Annotated in this window: 5 protein-coding genes; 3 read left to right on the forward strand and 2 right to left on the reverse strand. The window is 66.8% G+C overall.

The genetic code is table 11. The annotated features are described in order from the left end of the window. The first annotated feature begins 132 nt into the window (after positions 1–132). On the forward strand, positions 133–399 hold the full coding sequence (locus ACFYWL_RS30865; RefSeq protein WP_386980249.1) for a hypothetical protein: 267 nt from the start codon (positions 133–135) through the stop codon (positions 397–399). Positions 400–471: 72 nt separating this feature from the next. Here the strand turns inward: ACFYWL_RS30865 and ACFYWL_RS30870 are convergent, their stop codons facing one another. Next, positions 472–1,152, reverse strand: coding sequence for a hypothetical protein (locus ACFYWL_RS30870; protein WP_386980252.1), 681 nt, complete (start codon positions 1,150–1,152; stop codon positions 472–474). Between the two features lie 114 nt (positions 1,153–1,266). Between ACFYWL_RS30870 and ACFYWL_RS30875 the strand changes: the two genes are divergently transcribed. Next, positions 1,267–1,650 (forward strand): hypothetical protein, encoded by a 384-nt coding sequence (locus ACFYWL_RS30875; protein WP_386980255.1) that lies wholly within the window; start codon positions 1,267–1,269, stop codon positions 1,648–1,650. Between the two features lie 17 nt (positions 1,651–1,667). Next, the gene (locus ACFYWL_RS30880) at positions 1,668–2,675 is read left to right on the forward strand and encodes an IS3 family transposase (RefSeq protein ID WP_386980258.1); all 1,008 of its coding nucleotides are present in this window, start codon (positions 1,668–1,670) and stop codon (positions 2,673–2,675) included. Between the two features lie 59 nt (positions 2,676–2,734). On the opposite strand, the gene ACFYWL_RS30885 is transcribed toward ACFYWL_RS30880, so the two are convergent. Continuing rightward, positions 2,735–3,212, reverse strand: a 478-nt coding sequence (locus ACFYWL_RS30885; protein WP_386980261.1) for a hypothetical protein, incomplete at its 5' end; no start/stop codon positions are given.

A 3,212-nucleotide genomic window follows, 5' to 3' on the forward strand; every position in this document is an offset into this window, starting at 1 on the left:
TTCCGAACGGCACGTTCGGCGCTGATCAGGACGTCGTGGTTCAGGAGATCCAGGCCGTCAACCGCTGAAGCAGGAAAGGGAAGTACGCGGCGCATGTCCTTTTTGAAGTTCGCAAGCGATGAAGTGAAGGAGATGGCGCGGACCCTGGAGAACAGCGGCGGTGACATGAAGAAGGCGTCGAAGGAGATGACTCGCGCGGACTCCAGCCAGCTGGGTCACGGTGGCCTCCAGTCCGCCTGCGACGAATTCGCCGAGTCCTGGGACTACGGCTTCGGGCAGCTGTCGAAACTGACCAAGGGTGTCTCCAAGTTCGCCAACAAGGCGTCGGAGGAGTTCCTCAAGCTGGACCAGAAGTTGTACGACGAGTTGCAGAAGTCCCGTGACACGGGGAAGAAGTAGGCGAAGCGTCTACCCAGGGCCCGCGAGGACGGCTGAGTCCTCGCGGGCCCTTTCCGACGGTCGGCACGTCTCTCAGCCGGCCCGGTTTGTCGATCCATCCGCCACCGCAGGGTTGTTCGTCTCCGGCGGGTCGAAGGTGAACGTGCGGCCGATCTGGGCCAGCCGCTGGCAGTAGGAGTCCAGCAGGAAGACCGATGGGGTGGCGATCGTCACGTACGCGCAGTAGTCCCTCGGTGCCGGGATGACAAGCTGCAGCGACGCCATGGGGATCATCAGCGCAGGACCCCCTTCTCTCGCGGGGAGGGTGAGCGACCGCAGGGAGGTGGACATCGCCCCTGGCCCGGATGGCAGCTTGACCGCCAACACCATGTCCTGCTTGCCCTGGAGCCCCTTGCCCAGCGGATAGTCCAGCTCCTCAAGATCGCGCTCGCCTTCGAAGAGCCGCCGCACCTTGGCCTGATAGATCCCCTCGGCAGCCAGGAGCCGGTCCTTGTGCTCGCTGGGACGTACGGAGACGGCGAGCAGGCCCATCGACAGCCGCTCGTCTTCCTCCACGTTCTCAGTACCCACACACATCGCCGTGAGGATCGTGGTCTCCTCACCGGACCGGGAGAGCCTCGGGAGGTAGTCGCGCATCTGTGCGCTGGCAGCCTCCCGTTGCTCGTCGTCGGCTTCCGGCATGAGTTTCTCCATCGCCTCCCGCCAGCCGTCGGAGGTCGTGGGGTCCGGAAGTCTCACGAACTCGTCCGGCACCTGGTGCTGGAAGGCGTACGCGACATGAGGCGACTCCCTCTCTGTCAGCCTTGGGTGAGACGTCCCGCTTCGTCGGGTTAGCCTGAGAGGGCACGACAGGAGAACCATCCCCTCATGACCAGTACCACCCCCGCCGGGTCCGATCCGGCTCCCCGACCGAAGCGCCGCACCTTCAGCCCGGAGTACAAGCTGCGGATCGTGGCCGAGTACGACGCCGCCCCGAAGAACGAGAAGGGCGCGGTCCTGCGCCGTGAGCGGCTGTACCACTCGCACGTCAAGGAATGGCGGGCCGCGCGGGATGCCGGGGCCCTGGAGAAGCTGGCCGACAAGCGCACCAGCCCGGCGAGGCCGAAGAAGCCGGCCGCCGAGGCGGAGAACGAGAAGCTGCGCCGCCAGGTGGAACGGCTGGAGAAGGAACTGGCGCGGAACAAGGCCGCGCTGGAAGTCATGGGAAAAGCTTCCGCGCTCTTGGAAATGATCTCCGAGGGCGCGGACTGAACGCTGCCGCCGACCCGGTGGTCGACGACGCGTTCACCGGCGTCGAGGGCGAGCTCGGTGTCACGGCGGCCTGCCGGCTGACCGGCCGCTCCCGGGCCACCCACTACCGCCGGCTGCGTCCGGCGCCGCCGCGCGGACCCCGCAAGCGGCAGGTCCAGCCCTCGGCCCTGACGGCAGACGAACGGGCTGCGGTGCTGGAGCTGATGAACAGCGTCGAGTACGCCGAGTTGCCGCCCGCCCAGATCTGGGCCCGCGAGCTGGATGCCGGGCGCTACCACTGCTCGGTCTCCACGATGTACCGGATCCTGCGCGAGAAGGGACAGTCCGGCGAGCGCCGCCGTCAGGCCACCCACCCGGCGAAGACGGTGCCCGAGCTGGTCGCCACCGCACCTTCGCAGGTGTTCACCTGGGACATCACCAAGGCAGCCGGACCGGTCAGGGGCGTCTGGTATCACGCCTACGTCATCATCGACATCTTCAGCCGCTACATCGTCGGCCACACCGTCGAGGCCGCCGAATCCGCCGGGCGAGCCGAGGAGTTGATCCGCGAGACGATCACCCGCAACGGCATCGTGCCCGAGACCGTGCACGCCGACCGCGGCACCTCGATGACGAGCAAGAAGGTCTCGCAGCTGCTGATCGACCTCGGCGTCACCCGGTCGCACTCGCGGCCGAAAACCTCCAACGACAACCCCTACAGCGAGGCCCACTTCAAGACCACGAAGTACATGTCCGACTACCCCGAACGGTTCGACTCCCTGGCCCACGCCCGCGAATGGTTCGACGCGTTCATCGCGTACTACAACCACGAGCACCGGCACTCGGGCATCGGCTGGCACACACCCGCCTCCGTCCACTTCGGCACCGCCGAGGAGGTCCGCGACCAGCGTGCGGTCACCCTCGCCGAGGCATACACCCGCCACCCCGAACGCTTCGGCCGCCGCCCCCGACCACCCCGGATACCCCAGCAGGCATGGATCAACGACCCGGCCAAGCGCAGGGAACCCGCACCACAAACCTCATAGCATCACGACCGTCTCACTGGACTTGAAATCTTCCGACTGGATGTCGGTCACGAAGGCGTTCATGCGACAGTCCCGAACTGCGAGGGTTGAAGCCCTGTCGTGAAGCTGGCACCTGCGGACGCCAGCGTCTTGGAGGAGTCGACCTGCGGGCCTGAGGAGCCCGGGGCTATCACTTTGTCGTCCGGCTGGTCCGAGTACAGGCCGGCGAACGGGCCGATCAGGGGGACGTCTGTGAGGTTCCAGTCACCGTCTGTCCAGCGGGAGTCGTTCGAGTTCGAGCCAAGAGCGAGGCCCGCGCCGGTCCACGTGCCGCCCCAGTCGAGGGTGTTGCCGATGGCGACGTGTGACCAGCCCTTTGCGGACATGGAGAATCCTCGGGCACTGTTCGCTATGCCACTGGGGATCTTCGCGATCCCGCCCAGGTAGTTTCCTGGACCGATCTTGCCCAACGTGGCCATGAGCCCTTCAGTGGCCCGCAGTGCCCGCCCGGACTGGACGAGGGCCCGGCCCGCCTGGGCGAGCCGGGCACCGGCGAGG

The sequence above is a fragment of the Micromonospora sp. NPDC002575 genome (assembly GCF_042889525.1).
Classification (GTDB): Bacteria; Actinomycetota; Actinomycetes; order Mycobacteriales; family Micromonosporaceae; genus Micromonospora; species Micromonospora carbonacea.

What these genes read in the sequence shown, in the direction of transcription:
- ACFYWL_RS30865 (WP_386980249.1), top strand. Translation starts at nt 133, where the DNA reads ATGGCGCGGACCCTGGAGAACAGCGGCGGTGACATGAAGAAGGCGTCG.
- ACFYWL_RS30875 (WP_386980255.1), top strand. Translation starts at nt 1,267, where the DNA reads ATGACCAGTACCACCCCCGCCGGGTCCGATCCGGCTCCCCGACCGAAG.